Source organism: Serratia sp. G204Y (genome assembly GCF_051172435.1).
Taxonomy (GTDB): domain Bacteria; phylum Pseudomonadota; class Gammaproteobacteria; order Enterobacterales; family Enterobacteriaceae; genus Serratia; species Serratia sarumanii.
The window spans coordinates 100276-119917 of sequence record NZ_JBPIZA010000008.1 but is presented as its reverse complement, the minus strand read 5'-3'; the positions used below and the strand labels follow the sequence as shown (position 1 = coordinate 119917).

The window sequence follows — 19642 nt, the reverse complement described above, 5'->3', positions numbered from 1 at the left end:
TACGCTTTTAGCCCGGAGAGTCAAGCGTTTATTTCGCTGTCTTCTCGCTGACCCGGCGGCTTGTCAGTCGTTGTTCCCGGTCAGTGGAGGCGCATTATAGGGAGTTCTCGGCAGGCCGCAACCCCTATTTTCAATATTTTTTCCGACCGTTGAATGTTTAACCAAAACACCGTTAAAGCGGCAGTTTTTTCAACGATTTAAAGCCGTAGCTCTGCAAAACGGGCAATAAAGCGTCAGTATCTTCATTCAACGCCATGCAATAGGCCAGATTCTCTTCCTGGCTCGAGACCAGATTTTCCTGCGTCGAGATGAGCCAGGCGGTACGACGGGCAATCGCCGCGCCGGAATCCACCAGCCGGGTGCCTTCCGGCAACACTTGCATCAGCTCTTCAGCTAATAGAGGGAAATGGGTGCAGCCCAGCACGACGGTATCCGGCGGCTCGCGCATGCTCAGCCACGGATGCAGGATCTTCTTCAGTACCGGCAACGGCACGGCTTCGCCGTGCAGCTTGGCCTCCGCCAACTCCACCAGCTCTGAAGAGCCCAGCAGTTCAATCTTGCAGTCGGTAGCGAAACGGGAAATCAGTTCGTGGGTGTAGCTGCGCTGTACGGTGCCACGGGTCGCCAACAGGCCGACGATGCCGTTAACGGTAAGACGGGCGGCAGGCTTGATGGCGGGCACCACGCCCACGACCGGGAAACTGAAACGCTCGCGCAGGGCCGGCAAGGAAACGGTGCTGGCGGTGTTGCAGGCAATGACGACAATCGCCAGAGGATGCCGCTGCTGCACTGCGCCGACAATCTCCATCACGCGCTCAACGATAAACTCTTCGGACTTCTCACCGTAGGGGAACGCCACGTTGTCGAAAGCGTATATATAGTGGAGATCCGGCAGCAACTGCCGAATCTCCTGATATACCGACAGCCCGCCGACGCCGGAATCGAAAACCAGCACCGTCGGGCGAGGCGTGGCGGTGCTGTTAGAAGGTATAGCTTCCAGTGAGGTAGTATTCTCTTCCTGGAGTAGCGTAGCCATAGGCCGTCTCATAATCTTTATCAAACAGGTTGGCAATTCTACCACGAACTGTCAGATGAGATGTGACCGGATACGAAACTGCGAGATCCCACAGGCTCACGCCGCCGAGTTTCACGCTCTGCTCCGGATAGGTACTGTAGTCCTTGTCATAACGTTGACCCAAATATTGATAAGTCACCGCCCAGTCAAAGTCATACAGCTGCCAGTCCAGCTCATATTTCACCTGCTGTTTGGCGCGGCGCAGCAGCACTTCGTGAGTTTTTGCGTTGCGCGGGTCGACATAATCGTAACCAATCTGGTGCGTCAGCGGGCCGGTATCAAAAGACGCCGTCGCTTCAATCCCTTTGATGGTCGCCTTACCCACGTTGTAGTAGACGTAGTTGGTTTCCCCCGTCGAATCGATCAAATTGTCAATGTCGTTGCGATAACCGGAGATGCGCCAGGTCACCGGCCCGGTCAGCCCTTCAAAACCGCCTTCCCACTGCTTGCTTTCTTCCGGCTTCAGATCGGTGTTATTGCCAAAGTTGCCGTATAGCTGGCCCATATTGGGTGCTTTGAACGCCGTGCCATACGACGCGATAAAACGGTATCCCTCGACGAACTCCCAGGCCGCGCTGGTTTGCCAGGTGCCGTGCCAGCCAAACTCGGAATGATCGTCACCCCGAACCGCGCCTTCCAGCGTCACCGGGCCAACCAGTTGCTGCGCGGTCAGATAGATGCCTGCATCACGTTGGCTTTTTTCACCCTTTACGGTGGTGGAGTCCGGTTTGATTTTCTGTTGCTGCCAGTCGACGCCAGAGCTTACGGTACCCTGTCCAACCTGCAGCGTATTGCCCCACTGCAGGTTGTACTGTTCGGAATCCACCAGGCTGGCCGAGCTGTCATGCATACCGCGGCGAGGATCGTAATCGTAATCCTTGCTATGGCTGTAGCTGCCGGTCAATTGTGTTGCGTAAATGCCTTCTTTATAACGCAATCCGGTATCCCAGGTTTGGCTGTACAGCTTGCGAGTATCTAGCAGAGAGCTGGCCGGAGAGGAATAGTAACTATCGTACGCCGTGCGGTTGTCGTAGCCATACCCACGTACAAAACCGCTGACCGATTCGCTGAACTGATGCTCAAGCGCACCATACAGCGATTTACTCATAAAGCCATCGCGATCCTGCTGGCTTTGCATACCGGTACTGCCATAGGCCACCACGTCATACCCTTTGGTATAGGTGTAGTCGCCCGCCACCGTCGCCACGGTGCTGTCGCCCAGCTGCTGTTGGGTCGACGCGTCATAGGATTGATAGCCGTTGGAGCCGAGGCCGGCGGAAAGCGTCGTGCCGTTCTTTTCGCGGGTGGTAATGATGTTGACCACGCCGCCGATGGCGTCGGAGCCGTACACCGCCGAGCGCGGGCCGCGAATGTATTCGACTTTCTGCACCAGCGAAATTGGGATTTGGCTAAGATCGGAAGAGCCGCTGACGCCCGCCTGGTTAAGGCGAATGCCGTCAATTAGCACCAGCACGTGGCTGGAGTTGGTGCCACGAATAAACAGCGAGCTCTTTTGCCCCAGCCCGCCGTTCTGGCCAACATCCACGCCCGGCAGGCGGCGCATCACGTCGGTCAGGCTCTTGGCCTGCCAGCGATCGATATCGTTGCGGGTGACGATGGAAGTCGGCGCCAGCACGGAAGAAACCGGCTGCGGGAAGCGGTTGGCGGTCACCACCAGGTTATCGCCATTCGTGGTTGTGGTGTTGTCTTGCGCCCATCCAGAAAAAGCCGTGACGGAGGAAACCACCGCCAGCAGCGTATTTTTTGTAATTGTCATGAGAAAAGCATCCAAACTTAATTGGCGGATGCCGCAGGATCATGGCCGATAGTTCGCGACGGCCACGGACATTGCGACGTAACACCGGCAGGTCTTCGGGCTTGGGATTTGCAGGCCGCGGGGCGCGACCGGCAACGGGCGATGACTTCCCATCCTGCAATGGACAGTGTCTGCGTCGAAACGCTATCGCCGTGACTTCCCCTTACCGCTGCGCGTCAGCTCCGGATTCACACCGGATTCCCTTTTCACTCGCTGCTTGAGGCCGGACGGCAATGCTACGATCAATGAAAATAGATGTCTAGACTGCTACTAATGTTACAAATAATAAACGCGACAAAACTGGACTTCACGGGCTGATTCCCTACAATCCCCGCTGATCAAATTTGCCTGACGAGAAGACACACATGACGCCCGAGAATTTGCCTATTGAACGTTACGATGACCAACTGGCGGAGAAAGTCGCCCGCCTGAAGACGTTGATGTCACCGTTCGCGGCGCCCGAGCCGGAAGTGTTCCGCTCGCCAGTCGACCACTACCGCATGCGCGCCGAATTCCGCATCTGGCACGACGCGGACGACATGTATCACATCATGTTCGATCAGCAGACCAAGCAGCGTATTCGCGTCGATCGTTTCCCGGCCGCCAGCGAACTGATTAACCGCCTGATGAGCGCCCTGATCGCCGCGCTGAAACCGGAACCGATCCTGCGTCACAAGCTGTTCCAGATCGATTATCTGTCGACGCAAAGCGGCAAAATCATCGCCTCGTTGCTGTACCACCGCAAGCTGGATGACGTTTGGCAACGGCGCGCCGAGCAGCTGCGTGACGATCTGCGCGCTCAGGGTTTCGACCTGCAGCTGATCGGCCGGGCGTCGAAGACCAAAATCATGCTCGACCAGGATTATGTTGACGAAGTGCTGCCGGTCGCCGGCCGCGACATGATCTACCGCCAGGTGGAAAACAGCTTCACTCAGCCCAACGCGGCCATGAACGTGCAGATGCTGGAATGGGCACTGGCGGTGACCGCCGGTTCCAAAGGCGATTTGCTGGAGCTGTATTGCGGCAACGGCAACTTCTCGCTGGCGCTGGCGCGCAATTTCGAGCGCGTGCTGGCGACCGAAATCGCCAAACCGTCGGTGGCGGCGGCGCAATACAACATCGCTGCCAACCATATCGACAACGTGCAGATCATTCGCATGGCGGCGGAAGACTTCACTCAGGCGATGAACGGGGTGCGCGAATTCAACCGATTGAAAGGCATCGATCTGAGCGGCTACAACTGCGAGACGATTTTCGTCGATCCGCCGCGCAGCGGGCTGGACGAGGAAACGGTGAAGATGGTGCAGGCCTACCCGCGCATTCTCTATATCTCATGCAATCCGGAAACGCTGTGCGCCAACCTGGAAACGCTGCAGGCCACGCACCGGGTCAGCCGCCTGGCGCTGTTCGATCAGTTCCCGTATACCCATCACATGGAATGCGGCGTGCTGCTGGAAAAGCACCGCTGATACGACAGGGGCGCCATCATGGCGCCCCGTTTCATTACGACTCTTGAGTCGGCGCATCCGGCGCCTTGCGCGCCTTCAGTTTCATCCCGATCCACAGCACCAACGCCACGCAGATCACCGACGGCAGGAAGTTGGAACCGATCTGCGGGTATTCGGCGCGCACGATGGCGCTGTACATCAGCAGCCCCAGCAGGAAACAGGCCGCCGCCAGCTTCGGCATGCCGTCCGGCATAGCGCGGTTCAGGTAACGCTGATGCAGGCAGTACACCGCCAGCACCAACGCAATCAGCGGGAAGATCGAAAACGGCACCACCGAGCTGAACAGCGCGGCAAACGAACCGTTGATCGAAAGGCCGGCAATCAACGCCAGCAGTAAGGTGCCATTTTCACGGCCTGGTTTTTCCATCATTTTTTACCTTTTTTATACGTGGGACACAGAAGCTTTTTCTTGTTCGCGGCGATACCAGTAATACGCCCCTTTGGAGATCATCCGCAGCTGCAGCACCAGCCGCTCTTCCAGCTGCTGCCGCTGCTCGACGTCGATATCCAGCGCTTCCGCGCCGGCGCTGAACACGATGGTGACCATCGCTTCCGCCTGCGCTTCGGTAAAGCTGCGCGGCATGTGGTTTTCCAACTCGAGGTAGTCCGCCAGTTCGGCGATGAAATGCTGGATCTCGCGCGCCACCGCCGCACGGAATGCCGCCGACGTGCCGGAACGCTCGCGCAGCAGCAGGCGGAAGGCGTTCGGGTTGTTGCCGATAAATTCCATAAAGGTGGACACCGAGGTGCGGATCACGCTGCCGCCCTTGGCGATGCGTTGGCGCGCCTGGCGCATCAACTGACGCAGCATCAGGCCGCTTTCGTCCACCATGGTCAGCCCCAACTCATCCACATCGCGGAAATGGCGGTAAAACGACGTGGGCGCGATGCCCGCCTCGCGTGAAACTTCCCGCAGGCTCAGGCTGGCGAAGCTGCGTTCGGCGCTCAGCTGGCTGAATGCGGCTTCGATCAGGGAACGACGAGTCCGTTCTTTTTGTTGTGCTCTGACGCCCATATGCATATCCGGATAGGTTCCATTCTCTCAGTCTAACGCCCTAGACTCGGCAATATAGCAAATTTTATTGCAACAGCATTTATACTAACGCGCTCTATCACACTTCCGCCCTGAGCCGATTGTGCTTTGCCTCAAAAAGCCTAATGGTGATTGGGTGAGCAGCGCTATGATGTTAAGATACCGTTGTAATCTTGTATAAAAAACAGGTCTCTCCTACATGCAACAGCACTATCAATTTGATGCCATTGTGATTGGCTCGGGCCCTGGTGGTGAAGGTGCCGCCATGGGGCTGGTGAAACAGGGCGCCCGCGTGGCCGTTATCGAACGGTACAACAACGTAGGCGGCGGATGTACCCACTGGGGCACCATCCCTTCCAAAGCCCTCCGCCACGCCGTCAGCCGCATTATCGAATTCAACCAGAACCCGCTTTACAACAACTCGCGCACGCTCAGCGCGACCTTCCCTGACATTTTACGCCACGCCGATAACGTCATCAGCCAGCAAACCCGCATGCGCCAAGGGTTCTATGAGCGGAACCAGTGCAAACTGTTCGCCGGCGACGCGCGTTTCATCGACGCCAACACCGTCAGCGTCAGCTACATGGACGGCACCCAGGACACCATCCGCGCCGACCACATCGTGATCGCCTGCGGCTCGCGCCCTTATCACCCGGCCAGCGTCGATTTCAATCACCCGCGCATCTACGACAGCGATTCCATTCTCGAGCTGAGCCATGAACCGCGCCACGTGATCATTTACGGCGCCGGGGTGATCGGCTGCGAATACGCGTCTATCTTCCGCGGTCTGAACGTCAAGGTCGATCTGATCAACACCCGCGATCGCCTGCTGGCATTCCTCGATCAGGAGATGTCGGATTCGCTCTCTTACCACTTCTGGAACAACGGCGTGGTGATCCGCCACAACGAGGAGTTCGAGAAGATTGAAGGCACCGAAGACGGCGTGATCGTGCACCTGAAGTCCGGCAAGAAGGTGAAAGCGGACTGCCTGCTGTACGCCAACGGCCGTACCGGCAACACAGATTCGCTGGGGTTGGAAAACGTCGGCCTGGAATCGGACAGCCGCGGGCTACTGAAGGTGAACAGCATGTACCAAACCGCGCTGTCGCACATCTATGCGGTCGGTGACGTGATCGGCTATCCGAGCCTGGCTTCCGCCGCCTACGATCAGGGCCGCATCGCCGCGCAGGCGATCGCTTCCGGCGAAGCCAGCGGTCACCTAATCGAAGATATCCCGACCGGCATCTACACCATTCCGGAAATCAGCTCCGTCGGCAAAACCGAGCAGGAACTGACGGCGATGAAGGTGCCGTATGAAGTGGGCCGCGCCCAGTTCAAGCATCTGGCGCGCGCGCAGATCGCCGGGATGAACGTAGGCAGCCTGAAGATCCTGTTCCATCGCGACACCCTGCAGATCCTCGGGATCCACTGCTTCGGCGAGCGTGCGGCGGAGATCATCCACATCGGTCAGGCGATCATGGAACAGAAAGGTGAAGGCAATACTATCGAGTATTTCGTTAATACGACCTTCAACTATCCGACCATGGCCGAAGCCTACCGGGTGGCGGCGCTTAACGGCTTAAACCGCCTGTTTTAACGCGTTGTCGATGTAGCCCTGCATGTGCTCGCGGATCGCTTCGGCCAACTGCTCATAACGGCTGCGCAGTGGGGAACCGGGGCGATACACCAACGCGATGGTGCGCTTCGGTTCCGGCTTGTAGCAATCCAGATAGCAGACGCCGTCGCGTTCGCGCTGCGGCGGCACCGCCAGTGACGGCAGCAGGGTAATGCCGCTGCCGGCCGCGACCATATTGCGCAGCGTTTCCAGACTGGTGGCGCGGAAGTGGGTATCTTCGTCCGCGCCCGCCTGGAAGCAGAAGCCCATCGCCTGATCGCGCAGGCAGTGCCCATCCTCCAGCATCAGCAGCTTCTCTCCCGCCAAATCCGGCATCGCCACGCGCTCGCGCTGCGCCCACGGGTGATCGGAATACACCGCCAGCTTCATCGGTTCATCGAACAGAGGCACTTCGATAAACGCCTCGGTTTCCTTCACCAATGCCAGAATGGCGCAGTCCAATTTGCCGCTGTCGAGTTGCGCCAGCAGTTGCTGGGTTTGCGCTTCGTGCAGGTACATTTCCAGTTTCGGGAAAGTTTTGTGCAGCGTCGGGATGATCTGCGGCAGCAGATAAGGCCCCACGGTCGGGATCAGGCCGATGTGCAGCGGCCCGGACATGGCTTCGCCCTGCTGGCTGGCCATCTCCTTCAATACTTTCACTTCGCGCAGCACGGTACGCGCCTGCTCCACCAGCAGCAGACCCGCCTGGGTGAACAGCACCTTGCGGCTGGTGCGCTCGAGCAGCATGACGCCCAACTCGTCTTCCAGCTTGCGGATCTGCCCGCTCAGCGTGGGTTGGCTTACATGGCATGAATCGGCCGCGCGGCGGAAGTGCCGGTGCTCGGCCAAGGCGACCAGATACTCTAAATCACGAATATTCATTGTTTCCCTCCATTCCATGATAGCTCATGGCGATAGATAAGATAGCAATGAGCGATTAGATCTATCAACCCCCATCGACAATAATGTGTCCCAACGAAGCGATATCGCGCTAAATGCTAAAAATTAATTTTGCTAATTAAGGGGTTAATCAATGTTTACCAGTCAAGAAGGCAAGAAAGTTCCTCAGGTTACTTTCCACACCCGTCAGGGCGACCAATGGATTGATGTGACCACTGATGACCTGTTCAAAAACAAAACCGTTATCGTGTTCTCGCTGCCGGGCGCATTTACGCCAACCTGTTCTTCGAGCCATCTGCCGCGCTACAACGAACTGTCCAGCGTATTCAAGCAGCACGGCGTCGACGGCATTCTGTGCGTCTCGGTGAACGATACCTTCGTGATGAACGCCTGGAAAGCCGATCAACATGCGGAAAACATCACCTTCGTGCCGGACGGCAACGGTGAATTCACCAAAGGCATGAACATGCTGGTCGAGAAAGCGGATCTGGGCTTTGGCCCGCGTTCATGGCGCTACTCGATGCTGGTGCGCGACGGCGTGGTCGAGAAAATGTTCGTCGAACCGAACAAGCCGGGCGACCCGTTTGAAGTGTCCGACGCCGACACCATGCTGAAATACCTGGCGCCGGAATTCAAAGTGCAGGAGTCGGTCTCCCTGTTCACCAAGCCGGGCTGCCCATTCTGCGCCAAAGCCAAGCAAATGCTGCAAGAGCGCGGCATTCAGTATGAAGAGATCGTACTGGGCAAAGACGCCACCACCGTCAGCCTGCGCGCCGTCAGCGGCCGCGCCACGGTGCCGCAAGTGTTCATCGGCGGCCGTCACATCGGCGGCAGCGACGATCTGGAAACTTTCCTGTCAGCTTAATAAGTAATAACAAAGCCAACGTGAACTTTGGCGGGCTACGGCCCGCCCTTTTTTTACCTTTCAGGAGCGGATATGAAACTGTTGAACGTTGATGTTGCGGTCATCGGCGGCGGCACCGCAGGGCTCGGCGCCTATCGCGCGGCCAAACTGTCTACCCCCAGCGTGGTGATGATCGAAGGCGGGCCTTACGGCACCACCTGTGCGCGCGTTGGCTGCATGCCATCCAAGTTGCTGATCGCCGCTGCCGAAGCGGTACATCAAATCGAACGCGCGCCGGGCTTTGGCGTGCACCCAACCGGTACAACCCGCATCGACGGGCGCGAAGTGATGGCGCGCGTCAAACGCGAACGCGATCGCTTCGTCGGCTTCGTGCTGGAAGGCGTGGACGAGATCCCGGCCGGCGATAAAATTCAGGGCTATGCCCGCTTTATCGACGACAACACGCTGCAGGTCGACGAGCATACGCGCATCGTGGCGCAGCGCATCGTGATCGCCACCGGTTCCCGCCCCAGCTGGCCGGCGCCGTGGAACGAACTGGGCGATCGTCTGATCGTCAACGACGATCTGTTCAACTGGGATGATTTGCCGCAGTCCGTAGCGGTATTCGGCCCTGGCGTCATCGGGCTCGAGCTGGGGCAAGCGCTGCACCGCCTCGGTGTCGACACCAAGGTCTTCGGCATCGGCGGCGCCGTCGGGCCGCTCACCGACAGCGCCGTGCGCGACTACGCCGCCAAAGCACTGGGGGAAGAGTTCTATCTCGACGCCGACGTGAAGGTAGAGATGATGCAGCGCGAAGGCGACAAGGTGTTTATCCGCTATCGGGACCTGCAGGGCCAACCGCAGGAGATCCTGGTGGACTACGTGCTGGCCGCCACCGGCCGCCGCCCCAACGTCGATCGGCTGGGCCTCGAAAACACCGGCTTACAGCTTGACGCCCGAGGCGTACCGCTGGCCGACCGCCTGACGATGCAAACCAGCGTGCAGCATATTTTCATCGCCGGCGACGCCAGCAACCAACTGCCGCTGCTGCATGAGGCCAGCGATCAGGCACGCATCGCCGGCGCCAACGCCGGCAGCTTCCCGGAGATCAATCCGGGCCTGCGCCGCAGCGCGATTTCGGTGGTGTTCTCCGATCCGCAGATCGCCATGGTCGGCTCAACCTTCCGCGAGCTGAGCGAGAAGTTCAGCGCCTGCGGCTGCTTTGAAGTGGGCAACGTCTCGTTTGAGAATCAGGGCCGCTCGCGGGTGATGCTGCGCAACAAAGGCATTCTGCACGTCTACGGCGAGCAAGGCACCGGCCGTTTCCTCGGCGCGGAAATGATCGGCCCGGACGCCGAACACATCGCACACCTGCTGGCCTGGGCGCACCAGCAGCAGATGACCGTCGATCAGATGCTGGACATGCCGTTCTATCATCCGGTGATCGAAGAAGGCTTGCGCACCGCGCTGCGCGATCTGCAGGCGAAGCTCAAACTCGGCACGGCCGAAATCGAGCGCTGCCAGCGCTGCCCGGGCGAATAACCTCTTATTCTCCGTTCATCCCCACCGGGCCTTCAGGCCCGGTTTTTTTGCGCAGCACTTTCCACATTTTCCTCCCTCCTCTTGCCTCACGGCCCTTCTGCGTTCATTTTTTATGCTTCGACATTGAAGTGATACCAATAACGATACTAGAATAAAGCAAGGAGCCAGAATGGAGGAAGAACATGGAAAAGCATGAACACTATACCTATCGCATCACCTGGTCAGCGGAAGATCGTGAATATGTCGGGCTGTGCGCCGAATTCCCCTCGTTGTCCTGGCTGGCGGCCACGCGTACCGGCGCGCTGGAGGGTATCGAAAAAGTGGTGAGCGAAACGATCGACGATATGTTGGCGCAAGGTGAAACGCCGCCGCAGGCGCTGGCGGAAAAGAACTTCAGCGGAAAACTGGTGTTGCGCATGACGCCGGAACAGCATCGGCGGCTGGCGATCGGCGCGATGGAGGAAGGCGTGAGTCTGAACCGTTATCTGTGCGCACGCCTGGCGGGGTAGAGGTTCAAGGGCGGCACCGGGCCGCCCTTGTCGTCGTCAAGCCAAACGCTGTTTCGCTGCGGCGATTGCCGCGGCCACCTGCTGCGGCGCGACGCCGCCTTTGGCCGCACGCTTGTCCAGGCAGGATTGCAAGGCCAGGATCGGGTAAACGTCGTCGCCGATCGTTGCGCTGAACTGCTGCAAGTCCGCCAGCGGCAGCGCTTCCAGCGGTTTGCCCTGGCGAATCGCTTCTACCACCGCCTCGCCGACGATATGGTGCGCCTCGCGGAACGGCACGCCCTTGGCGACCAGGTAATCCGCCAGTTCGGTGGCGTTGGCATAGCCCTGCTCCGCCGCTTCCTGGCAGCGCGGGCGCTTCACCTGAATGCCGTCCAGCACCAGCGCCGCCATCTGCAGGCAGTCCATCCAGGTGTCGAGCGCGTCGAACAGCCCTTCTTTATCTTCCTGCATGTCTTTGTTGTACGCCAGCGGCAGGCCTTTCAGCGTCATCATCATGCCAGTCAGCGCGCCCTGCACGCGGCCGCACTTGCCGCGGATCAGCTCCAGCGCGTCCGGGTTTTTCTTCTGCGGCATCAGCGAAGAGCCGGAGGTCACACGGTCGGACAGCTCGACAAACGCTGCTTCGCCGCTGTTGAAGAAGATCAGATCTTCGGCGAAGCGCGACAGGTGCACCATGCTGATGGCGGCGTTGGACAGCAGTTCCAGCACGTGATCGCGATCGGATACGCTGTCCAGGCTGTTGCGGGTCGCCGAGGCGAAGCCCAGCCAGCCGGCCAGCTGCTCGCGATCGATAGAATAAGCGGTGCCGGCCAGCGCGCCGCTGCCCAGCGGGCTGACGTCCAGCCGTTTCAGGGTATCCTGCAGACGGCTCTCATCGCGCGCCAGCATCTCGACATAGGCCAGGCACCAGTGTGCGAAAGTCACCGGCTGCGCGCGTTGCAGGTGGGTATACCCCGGCATCACCGCATCCTGGTTGGCTTCGGCGGTCTCCACCAGCGCCTGCTGCAGCTGGACGATCGCCTGATGCAGATCGCCGATCTGCTGTTTGCACCACAGCTTCAGATCGGTCGCGACCTGATCGTTGCGGCTGCGGCCGGTGTGCAGCTTCTTGCCCAAATCGCCGACCTTCTCGATCAGCTTCTGCTCCACCCAGCTGTGGATGTCTTCGGCATCGCTTTGGACGATCGCCAAAGGATCGGCCTGGACCTCCGTCAGTAGCGCATTCAGCGCCTGCTCCAGCTGCTGTTGCTCCGTTGCCGTCAACACGTTAACGGTCACCAGCGCCTTCGACCAGGCCACCGAGCCCACGATATCCTGCTCCGCCAGGCGATAATCGAACCGCAGCGAATCGTTGAGTTGCTTGAACCGCTGATCCGCCGCCTGAGTGAACCGTCCGCCCCAAAGTGCCATATCTTACTCCTGAATTTTTATGCGAAAGGGCGCAACATGCTGCGCCCTTGCAGAGTCACGCCAATCGATTATTTATTCTTTTTCTCGTTCAACGCGCGGATGCGTGAAGACAGAGAGAACAGGCGGATAAAGCCGCCCGCGTGGCTGTGATCGTAAACTTCGTCTTCGCCGAAGGTGGCGAACTCTTCGGAGTACAGGCTGTTGGCGGATTTTTTCTGGATCGCCGTCACCTGGCCTTTGTACAGCTGCAGCACCACTTCACCGTTTACCTCTTCAGCCAATGCTTCGGCAGAGGCCTGCAGCGAGCGGCGCAGCGGCGCGAACCAGCGGCCGTCGTACACCACATAAGACATCTCCAGGCCCAGCTGCTCGCGCCATTTGAAGCTGTCGCGGTCCAGCACCAACTGCTCGACGGCGCGCAGCGCCGCCACCATGATGGTGCCCCCCGGGGTTTCATAGCAGCCGCGGGATTTGATGCCCACCAGGCGGTTTTCCACGATGTCGATACGGCCGACGCCGTGTTTGGCGCCCAGCGCGTTCAGGGTTTCCAGGCACTGGTACGGCGACAGCGCTTTACCGTTAACCGCCACAACGCGGCCTTTCTCAACGGTCACGGTCACCTGCTCAGGCTGGTCCGGCGCTTCCTGCGGATCGACGGTCCACACCCAGCAATCTTTGTTCGGCGCATTCCACGGGCTTTCCAGCACGCCGCCTTCGGTGGAGATGTGCCAGGCGTTTTCATCGCGGCTGTAGATCTTCTCCAACGACGCGGTAGTCGGGATGTTGCGCTCTTTCAGGTAATCCAGCAGCGCTTCACGGGAACGCAGATTCCACTCACGCCACGGCGCCACCACTTTCAGCTGCGGCGCCAGCGCGGTGTAGGTGGTCTCGAAACGCACCTGATCGTTGCCTTTGCCGGTCGCACCGTGGCACAGCGCGTCGGCGCCCACTTTCAACGCCAGCTCGACCTGCGCCTTGGCGATGATCGGCCGCGCCATCGAGGTGCCCAGCAGGTAGCTGCCCTCGTACAGGGCGCCGGTCTGCAGCACCGGATAAACGTAATCGCGGATAAATTCTTCACGCAGATCGACCACGTGACATTCAGAGGCACCGGACTGCAGGGCTTTTTGCTCCACGCCTTCCAGATCGCTGCGCTCCTGACCGATGTCCGCCACGAACGCCACCACTTCACAGCCGCCGTAGTTCTCTTTCAGCCATGGAATGATGGCCGAGGTATCCAGGCCGCCGGAGTACGCCAGAACGATTTTTTTGATGCCTTGGTTTTGCATGATCTATTCCTTTCTAATTCTAAAATTAAGCGAGGATCCGGGTGCCAATCGACACGCCGTTAAACAAAGCGGGAAGCTGATCGGCATGGCGCCAGCTGGCGATATCCACCGGGCGGCCGAGGGTGCGGGCTGCGTCGAGCGCCGCATTCACCTTCACCACCATACCATCGGTGATAATGCCTTGCGCGATCAGTTGTTCCGCTTTTTGCGCCGTCATTTCCGCAATGCGTTGCCCCTTGCCGTCGAGGATGCCGCTGACGTCCGACAGCAGGATCAGATCCGCCCCCAGCGTCGCCGCCAGCGCCGTCGCCGCCTGATCGGCGTTCACGTTCATTAACTGCCCATCGGCGGTGATGCCGATGGAGCTGACAACCGGCAGGTAGCCGGCGCTCAGCAGGGTATTGAGCAGCGCGGGGGAACCGGGCTGCGCGTTGCCGACGTGGCCCAATGCCGGATCGAGCGGGGTCACGACTGCGCTGCCGCCGTCCGCCAGGCTCAGGCCGACGGCGTTGATTTGGTGTTTAATCGCCCACGCCAGCAGCGTTTTGTTGGCGGTACCGGCCAGCGCGCCGGTGATGATGTCGATCTGATCGGCCGGCGTGACCCGCAGGCCGTTCTTTTTCACCACCGGCAAAGAGAGCTGCTTCATCAGTTCGTCCACCACGCAGCCGCCGCCGTGCACGATCACCAGCGGGCGCTGATGCTGCTGCCGGTAGCTGTCCAGCGCGGTAAACAGACGCTCCAGCGCTTCTTCACTGTCTAATAACACGCCACCTAACTTGATAATTAACGGGTTCATTGCTGTTTACTCACGCTGGTTTAAAGAAGTGACTGGATTTCCGGGAAGCCGAAACGGATATTCAGGCATTGCACCGCCTGCGCCGCCGCGCCTTTCAGCAGGTTGTCTTCCACCGCCACGGCAATCAGATGCTCGCCCTGCACCGCAAAGCCGATGTCGCAGAACGGCAGCCCCACCACCGCTTTCAGCGCCGGCACGCCCTGGTCGTACAGCCGCACCAGCGGCTTGTCGTCATAGGCGGCGTGATAGGCGGCGGCCACGTCCTGCGCGGTCACGCCGGCCTTCAGGCGGCAGGTGATAGTTTCAAGGATGCCGCGCGGGAAGTTGCCCAGGTGCGGCGTAAAGATGACCGGCACGCCCAGGTGCGCGGCGATCTCCGGCTGGTGCCGGTGGGTGAAAATACCGTACGGCTGCAGGCTCACTTCGCAGAAGCTGGTGGTCATGCTGGCCTTGCGCCCGGCGCCGCTGACGCCGCTGGTGGCGTTGATCACCGGCCACTGGTCGAGGTTCAGCAGCTGTTTTTCGATCAACGGTTTCAGCGCCAGCTGCGCCGCCGTCGGGTAACAGCCCGGCACGGCAATCAGCTGCGCCTGTTTAATCTTGTCGCTCTGCCATTCCGCCAGGCCGTACACCGCCTGCTCCAGCAGAGCGCCATGCTGATGCTCGAAACCGTAGTACTGGCTATAAAAATCGGCGTCCTGCACGCGGAAGGCGCCCGACAGATCGAACACCACGCAGCCCGCCGCCAGGAAGGCCGGTGCGATATCGTGGCTGACTTCATGAGCGGTGGCGAGGAACACCACGTCGATGCCCTGCGCCGCCTTGGCGACGTCGGTCAACGGCTGCAGCGGCAGATCGACGATGCCTTTCAACTGGGGATGGAGATCGGAAAGCAACTTTCCTGCATCTGCACTTTGCGCTGAAACCGCTAAAGCGGTTATGTTCATGTGTGGGTGGCGATTCAGGTAAGCCGTGAGCTCCGCTCCGGCGTAACCGCTGGCACCAACGATCAGCGTATTCAACATGTGGCCTTTCACCTTCTAAACTGACGTGCGGTCGCTTGCGACCCAGGTAACAGGGCTAGCCAGCGTTGTTGCGCCGTTCACCCACGGAGCCTGGCGTTGATGCTTTTATAAACATCCGGGTATCGGGTTCCCTTACGCGTCGGCTTACTGTATTTTTATTCAAAATAAATGCATGAATATTGATACTATCCTAACCAAAGGCTGTCAACAGTGAAGATGAAATTACCTCCATTTATTGAGCTGTACCGGGCGTTGATCGCAACGAAGTCGATCAGCGCCACCGATGCCGGCCTCGATCAGAGCAATGAGGCGTTAATCAACTTGCTGGCCGGCTGGTTTGCCGACCTGGGCTTTCGCGTCGACGTACAGCCGGTGCCGGAATCGCGCCACAAATTCAACCTGCTGGCCAGCATCGGCGAAGGCAGCGGTGGCCTGCTGCTGGCCGGCCATACCGATACGGTGCCTTACGACGAAGGCCGCTGGACGCGCGATCCCTTCACCCTGACCGAGCACGACAACAAGCTCTACGGCCTGGGCACCGCCGACATGAAAGGCTTCTTCGCCTTTATTCTGGATGCGGTGCGCGACATCGACGCGAGCAAATTGACCAAGCCGCTGTACATTCTGGCGACCGCAGATGAAGAAACGACGATGGCCGGCGCACGTTATTTCGCCGCCTCCACCGCCATTCGTCCGGATTTCGCCATCATCGGCGAACCGACCTCGCTGCAGCCGGTGCGCGCACACAAGGGCCACATGGCCAACGCCATTCGCATCGTCGGCCAGTCCGGCCACTCCAGCGATCCGGCGCGCGGCGTCAACGCCATCGATCTGATGCACGAATCCATCGGCCGCCTGATGGAGCTGCGCAAAACCCTGCAGGAGCGCTACAACAATCCGGCGTTCGCCGTGCCTTATCCCACCATGAACTTCGGCCATATCAGCGGCGGCGACGCGGCCAACCGCATCTGCGCCTGCTGCGAGCTGCACCTGGATATCCGCCCGCTGCCTGGCATGACGCTCGACAACATCAACGAGCTGATGCATCAGGCATTGGAGCCGGTGAGCCAACGCTGGCCGGGCCGCCTGACCATCGAAGAGCTGCACGCGTCGGTGCCGGGTTACGAATGCCCGACCGACCACCGCATGGTGGCGGTGATCGAGGAGCTGCTGGGCACCCGCACGCAGGTGGTCAACTACTGCACCGAAGCGCCGTTCGTGCAGCAGGTCTGCCCGACGTTGGTGCTCGGGCCCGGTTCCATCGATCAGGCCCACCAGCCGGACGAATACATCGACACCGCGTTTATCGAACCGACGCGCAAACTGCTGGGCCAGCTGGTCAATCACTTTTGCCGGCAGTAAACCCGACATTTAACAGGGGAAACGCGCTATGCTTCCCCTAACTCAAAATAAGTAGAAAACGGCGAAATAAGCCACGCTGATAACCGATGCGGCGTAATTAAATTTCAGAAAATGCGCCGATTTTGATGTTTTTTTGCTAAAAATAGTGTCAATTGACGATTGGACAGGAACGCGATGTGATCAGGCAGGCGGTCTGCGCCTGACGCGTGAAATTTATTTACAAGATAAAAATCATACAGAACTGGGTCAGGGGTTATATGAACGAACAATATTCGGCAATGCGCAGTAATGTCAGTATGCTCGGCAAATTGCTCGGCGATACCATCAAAGAAGCGCTGGGCGAGCATATTCTCGATCGCGTTGAGACCATCCGTAAGCTTTCCAAATCTTCACGCGCCGGCAACGAAGCGCATCGCCAGGAGCTGCTCTCCACCCTGCAGAACCTGTCCAACGACGAGCTGCTGCCGGTGGCGCGCGCCTTCAGCCAGTTCCTCAACCTGACCAACGTCGCCGAGCAGTACCACAGCATTTCGCCCAACGGCGAAGCCGCCAGCAACCCGGAAGCGCTGGCGCAGCTGTTCAGCCGTCTCAAAGACAAAAAGCTCAGCGACAAAGAGCTGCAGCACGCGGTGTCGCAACTTTCCATCGAGCTGGTACTGACGGCGCACCCGACGGAGATCACCCGCCGCACCCTGATCCACAAGCTGGTGGAGGTCAACACCTGTCTCAGCCAGCTCGATCACAACGATCTGGCCGACTACGAGCGCAACAAGATCATGCGCCGCCTGCGCCAGCTGGTGGCCCAGTCGTGGCACACCGATGAAATTCGCAAACATCGCCCTTCCCCGATCGACGAAGCCAAATGGGGCTTCGCGGTGGTGGAAAACAGCCTGTGGGAAGGCGTGCCGGCGTTCCTGCGCGAGTTCAACGAGCAGTTGGAAAACTCCATCGATTACAGCCTGCCGGCGGAAGCGGTGCCGGTGCGCTTCACCTCCTGGATGGGCGGCGACCGCGATGGCAACCCGAACGTGACCGCCGAAATTACCCGCCATGTGCTGCTGCTCAGCCGCTGGAAAGCCTGCGACCTGTTCACCCGCGATATTCAGGTGCTGGTCTCCGAGCTATCGATGACCGAATGCACCCCGGAGCTGCGCGCCCGCGCCGGCGGTGACGAGGTGCAGGAACCGTACCGCGAAATCATGAAGCAGCTGCGCAGCCAGCTGATGAGCTCCCAGGCCTATCTGGAAGGCCGCCTGAAGGGCGAACGCGTGCTGAAGCCGCACGACCTGCTGGTGAACAACGAGCAGCTGTGGGAGCCGCTGTATGCCTGCTACCAATCGCTGCAGGCCTGCGGCATGGGCATCATCGCCAACGGTCAGCTGCTGGATACCCTGCGCCGCGTGCGCTGCTTCGGCGTGCCGCTGGTGCGCATCGACGTGCGCCAGGAAAGCACCCGCCATACCGAGGCCATCGCCGAGCTGACCCGCTACCTGGGGCTGGGCGACTATGAAAGCTGGTCGGAAGCCGATAAACAGGCGTTCCTGATCCGCGAACTGAACTCCAAACGCCCGCTGGTGCCGCTGAAATGGCAACCGAGCGCCGACACGCAGGAAGTGCTGGAAACCTGCCGGGTGATCGCCGAAGCGCCGCAGGGCTCGATCGCCGCCTACGTGATTTCGATGGCGCGCACGCCTTCCGACGTGCTGGCGGTGCACCTGCTGCTGAAAGAGGCCGGTTGCCCGTTCGCGCTGCCGGTCGCTCCGCTGTTCGAAACCCTCGACGATCTGAACAACGCCGACGACGTGATGACTCAGTTGCTGAACATTGACTGGTATCGCGGCTTTATTCAGGGCAAACAGATGGTGATGATCGGCTACTCCGACTCGGCGAAAGACGCCGGTGTGATGGCCGCTTCCTGGGCGCAGTACCGCGCGCAGGACGCGCTGATCAAAACCTGTGAAAAGGCCGGCGTGGCGCTGACGCTGTTCCACGGCCGCGGCGGTTCCATCGGCCGCGGCGGCGCACCGGCGCATGCGGCGCTGCTGTCGCAGCCGCCGGGCAGCCTGAAGGGCGGCCTGCGCGTCACCGAACAGGGCGAGATGATCCGCTTCAAATTCGGCCTGCCTGAAGTCACCATCAGCAGCCTGGCGCTGTATGCCGGCGCGATCCTCGAGGCCAACCTGCTGCCGCCGCCGGAACCGAAGAAAGAATGGCGGGCGCTGATGGACGATCTGTCAGACACCTCCTGCCGGATGTATCGCGGCTACGTGCGTGAAAACCCGGACTTCGTGCCTTACTTCCGCGCGGCTACGCCGGAGCTGGAGCTGGGTAAACTGCCGCTGGGCTCACGCCCGGCCAAACGCAAGCCGAACGGCGGCGTAGAGAGCCTGCGCGCCATTCCGTGGATCTTCGCCTGGACGCAGAACCGCCTGATGCTGCCGGCCTGGCTCGGCGCCGGCGCCGGATTGCAGGAGGCGGTGAAAGCCGGCAAACAGGCGGAACTGGAGGCGATGTGTCGCGACTGGCCGTTCTTCTCCACCCGCATCGCCATGCTGGAAATGGTGTTCGCCAAGGCCGACCTGTGGCTGGCGGAATACTACGATCAGCGCCTGGTGGATAAATCGCTGTGGCCGCTGGGCCAACAGCTGCGCGATCAGCTGGAAAGCGACATCAAGGTGGTGCTGACCATCGCCAACGATGCCCACCTGATGGAAGACCTGCCGTGGATCGCCGAATCCATCGCGCTGCGCAACGTTTATACCGACCCGCTGAACGTCTTGCAGGCCGAGCTGCTGCACCGTTCGCGTCAGCAGGAGCAGCCGGACGCCCGCGTCGAGCAGGCGCTGATGGTCACCATCGCCGGCGTCGCCGCCGGGATGCGCAACACCGGCTAGCGAGCCTCATCGCGGCCCCGT

The 19642-nt window shown here is 60.0% G+C and carries 16 protein-coding genes and 1 riboswitch; of the genes, 7 read left to right on the top strand and 9 right to left on the bottom strand.

The genetic code is table 11. The features are described 5' to 3' along the window. Positions 1-172: 172 nt before the first annotated feature. Together murI and btuB are read right to left on the bottom strand one after the other, a co-directional pair. Positions 173-1036 carry a glutamate racemase gene (gene murI, locus ACSBQQ_RS23430; RefSeq protein WP_033649902.1) on the bottom strand — a complete coding sequence of 288 codons (864 nt, stop codon included), beginning with the start codon at positions 1034-1036 and terminating at the stop codon, positions 173-175. After that, positions 981-2852, bottom strand: a complete 1872-nt coding sequence (gene btuB / locus ACSBQQ_RS23425) for a TonB-dependent vitamin B12 receptor BtuB (RefSeq protein WP_033649900.1) — start codon at positions 2850-2852, stop codon at positions 981-983. Before btuB ends, murI begins: the two co-directional genes overlap by 56 nt. Before the next feature lie 69 nt (positions 2853-2921). Next, a riboswitch (cobalamin riboswitch) is annotated at positions 2922-3141 on the bottom strand. 115 nt (positions 3142-3256) lie between these two features. On the opposite strand from btuB, the gene trmA reads away from it, so the two are divergent. Beyond that, entirely contained in the window at positions 3257-4360 is a 1104-nt protein-coding gene (gene trmA, locus ACSBQQ_RS23420; RefSeq protein ID WP_033636420.1) for a tRNA (uridine(54)-C5)-methyltransferase TrmA, read from the top strand. A gap of 34 nt (positions 4361-4394) precedes the next feature. Here the strand turns inward: trmA and ACSBQQ_RS23415 are convergent, their stop codons facing one another. Together ACSBQQ_RS23415 and fabR are read right to left on the bottom strand one after the other, a co-directional pair. Further along, a complete protein-coding gene (locus ACSBQQ_RS23415) occupies positions 4395-4766 on the bottom strand; it encodes a YijD family membrane protein (RefSeq protein WP_033649905.1) in 372 nt (123 codons plus the stop codon). 15 nt (positions 4767-4781) lie between these two features. After that, positions 4782-5414, bottom strand: coding sequence for an HTH-type transcriptional repressor FabR (gene fabR, locus ACSBQQ_RS23410; protein WP_004931044.1), 633 nt, complete (start codon positions 5412-5414; stop codon positions 4782-4784). Between the two features lie 217 nt (positions 5415-5631). On the opposite strand from fabR, the gene sthA reads away from it, so the two are divergent. Continuing rightward, positions 5632-7029, top strand: coding sequence for a Si-specific NAD(P)(+) transhydrogenase (sthA, locus tag ACSBQQ_RS23405; protein ID WP_004931047.1), 1398 nt, complete (start codon positions 5632-5634; stop codon positions 7027-7029). Here sthA and oxyR read toward each other — a convergent pair. Then, positions 7012-7929, bottom strand: a complete 918-nt coding sequence (oxyR, locus tag ACSBQQ_RS23400; protein ID WP_033636422.1) for a DNA-binding transcriptional regulator OxyR — start codon at positions 7927-7929, stop codon at positions 7012-7014. The two genes, sthA and oxyR, sit on opposite strands and share 18 nt — an antisense overlap. 151 nt (positions 7930-8080) lie before the next feature. Between oxyR and ACSBQQ_RS23395 the strand changes: the two genes are divergently transcribed. The 3 genes from ACSBQQ_RS23395 to ACSBQQ_RS23385 all read left to right on the top strand — a co-directional run bounded on the left by ACSBQQ_RS23395 (position 8081) and on the right by ACSBQQ_RS23385 (position 10842). Continuing rightward, on the top strand, positions 8081-8812 hold the full coding sequence (locus tag ACSBQQ_RS23395) for a glutathione peroxidase (protein ID WP_019452251.1): 732 nt from the start codon (positions 8081-8083) through the stop codon (positions 8810-8812). A 72-nt stretch (positions 8813-8884) separates the two neighbouring features. Further along, positions 8885-10333, top strand: a complete 1449-nt coding sequence (locus tag ACSBQQ_RS23390; protein WP_060429405.1) for a dihydrolipoyl dehydrogenase — start codon at positions 8885-8887, stop codon at positions 10331-10333. Between the two features lie 182 nt (positions 10334-10515). Continuing rightward, complete coding sequence (locus ACSBQQ_RS23385) at positions 10516-10842, top strand: type II toxin-antitoxin system HicB family antitoxin (protein WP_033649898.1); 327 nt, start codon at positions 10516-10518, stop codon at positions 10840-10842. A 36-nt stretch (positions 10843-10878) separates the two neighbouring features. Here ACSBQQ_RS23385 and argH read toward each other — a convergent pair whose 3' ends face one another. The 4 genes from argH to argC all read right to left on the bottom strand — a co-directional run bounded on the left by argH (position 10879) and on the right by argC (position 15365). Beyond that, on the bottom strand, positions 10879-12252 hold the full coding sequence (argH, locus tag ACSBQQ_RS23380; RefSeq protein ID WP_060429406.1) for an argininosuccinate lyase: 1374 nt from the start codon (positions 12250-12252) through the stop codon (positions 10879-10881). A 68-nt stretch (positions 12253-12320) separates the two neighbouring features. Further along, on the bottom strand, positions 12321-13541 hold the full coding sequence (locus tag ACSBQQ_RS23375) for an argininosuccinate synthase (protein WP_033649897.1): 1221 nt from the start codon (positions 13539-13541) through the stop codon (positions 12321-12323). A gap of 25 nt (positions 13542-13566) precedes the next feature. After that, the gene (gene argB, locus ACSBQQ_RS23370) at positions 13567-14340 is read right to left on the bottom strand and encodes an acetylglutamate kinase (protein WP_033636427.1); all 774 of its coding nucleotides are present in this window, start codon (positions 14338-14340) and stop codon (positions 13567-13569) included. A 20-nt stretch (positions 14341-14360) separates the two neighbouring features. Further along, positions 14361-15365 carry an N-acetyl-gamma-glutamyl-phosphate reductase gene (argC, locus tag ACSBQQ_RS23365; protein WP_049195674.1) on the bottom strand — a complete coding sequence of 335 codons (1005 nt, stop codon included), beginning with the start codon at positions 15363-15365 and terminating at the stop codon, positions 14361-14363. A gap of 216 nt (positions 15366-15581) precedes the next feature. Between argC and argE the strand changes: the two genes are divergently transcribed. Further along, complete coding sequence (argE, locus tag ACSBQQ_RS23360; RefSeq protein WP_033649896.1) at positions 15582-16727, top strand: acetylornithine deacetylase; 1146 nt, start codon at positions 15582-15584, stop codon at positions 16725-16727. A gap of 257 nt (positions 16728-16984) precedes the next feature. Beyond that, positions 16985-19621, top strand: coding sequence for a phosphoenolpyruvate carboxylase (ppc, locus tag ACSBQQ_RS23355; RefSeq protein ID WP_033638623.1), 2637 nt, complete (start codon positions 16985-16987; stop codon positions 19619-19621). Positions 19622-19642: the final 21 nt, after the last annotated feature.

Excerpts from the sequence above, each read along its gene's own strand:
- murI (WP_033649902.1), bottom strand. The coding sequence starts at position 1,036 with ATGGCTACGCTACTCCAGGAAGAGAATACTACCTCACTGGAAGCTATA.
- btuB (WP_033649900.1), bottom strand. The coding sequence starts at position 2,852 with ATGACAATTACAAAAAATACGCTGCTGGCGGTGGTTTCCTCCGTCACG.
- trmA (WP_033636420.1), top strand. The coding sequence starts at position 3,257 with ATGACGCCCGAGAATTTGCCTATTGAACGTTACGATGACCAACTGGCG.
- ACSBQQ_RS23415 (WP_033649905.1), bottom strand. The coding sequence starts at position 4,766 with ATGGAAAAACCAGGCCGTGAAAATGGCACCTTACTGCTGGCGTTGATT.
- fabR (WP_004931044.1), bottom strand. The coding sequence starts at position 5,414 with ATGGGCGTCAGAGCACAACAAAAAGAACGGACTCGTCGTTCCCTGATC.
- sthA (WP_004931047.1), top strand. The coding sequence starts at position 5,632 with ATGCAACAGCACTATCAATTTGATGCCATTGTGATTGGCTCGGGCCCT.
- oxyR (WP_033636422.1), bottom strand. The coding sequence starts at position 7,929 with ATGAATATTCGTGATTTAGAGTATCTGGTCGCCTTGGCCGAGCACCGG.
- ACSBQQ_RS23395 (WP_019452251.1), top strand. The coding sequence starts at position 8,081 with ATGTTTACCAGTCAAGAAGGCAAGAAAGTTCCTCAGGTTACTTTCCAC.
- ACSBQQ_RS23390 (WP_060429405.1), top strand. The coding sequence starts at position 8,885 with ATGAAACTGTTGAACGTTGATGTTGCGGTCATCGGCGGCGGCACCGCA.
- ACSBQQ_RS23385 (WP_033649898.1), top strand. The coding sequence starts at position 10,516 with ATGGAAAAGCATGAACACTATACCTATCGCATCACCTGGTCAGCGGAA.
- argH (WP_060429406.1), bottom strand. The coding sequence starts at position 12,252 with ATGGCACTTTGGGGCGGACGGTTCACTCAGGCGGCGGATCAGCGGTTC.
- ACSBQQ_RS23375 (WP_033649897.1), bottom strand. The coding sequence starts at position 13,541 with ATGCAAAACCAAGGCATCAAAAAAATCGTTCTGGCGTACTCCGGCGGC.
- argB (WP_033636427.1), bottom strand. The coding sequence starts at position 14,340 with ATGAACCCGTTAATTATCAAGTTAGGTGGCGTGTTATTAGACAGTGAA.
- argC (WP_049195674.1), bottom strand. The coding sequence starts at position 15,365 with ATGTTGAATACGCTGATCGTTGGTGCCAGCGGTTACGCCGGAGCGGAG.
- argE (WP_033649896.1), top strand. The coding sequence starts at position 15,582 with ATGAAATTACCTCCATTTATTGAGCTGTACCGGGCGTTGATCGCAACG.
- ppc (WP_033638623.1), top strand. The coding sequence starts at position 16,985 with ATGAACGAACAATATTCGGCAATGCGCAGTAATGTCAGTATGCTCGGC.